This is a genomic window from Bradyrhizobium sp. sGM-13 (assembly GCF_018398875.1).
Classification (GTDB): domain Bacteria; phylum Pseudomonadota; class Alphaproteobacteria; order Rhizobiales; family Xanthobacteraceae; genus Bradyrhizobium.
In genome coordinates this window covers 1-334 of record NZ_JAGWDK010000245.1, presented here as the reverse complement: position 1 = coordinate 334, position 334 = coordinate 1, and the positions used below count along the sequence as shown (strand labels likewise).

The following is a 334-nucleotide window of genomic DNA, read 5'->3' as shown; positions in this document are numbered from 1 at the left end:
CAGGATTCGGATCGCGAATAGGTACTTCCAATTCGATACAGTCCGCTCATCGATGCTTAACCCTGCTCCGCACCACGCCCTGCCCGCCAGCCCAAATTAACATTGTACTGGGATTCCCCATGCAACCTCTCCGGGCACTCCGGGGACCCGCATGCCATCCACCAATGACGAACCGCAACTCGAACTTCCGTTGCCGCTCCCTGCCCGGCAATCGTCGCGGCTCACGCCGGCGTTGCTGCTGCTCGGGCTGATCGGTGGCGGCGTCTATGCCGCAACCGATGCCGATCCGAAGTCCGCCGCGAAGATTCCCTCCCAGCCCGAAGACCTGTCGGCC

1 protein-coding gene is annotated in these 334 nt (G+C 62.6%); it reads left to right on the top strand.

Annotation, left to right across the window (positions count from 1 at the left end):
• Nucleotides 1-151: 151 nt before the first annotated feature.
• The coding region (locus KJQ96_RS38940; protein WP_213291214.1) for a hypothetical protein at nucleotides 152-334 on the top strand (183 nt) is incomplete at its 3' end.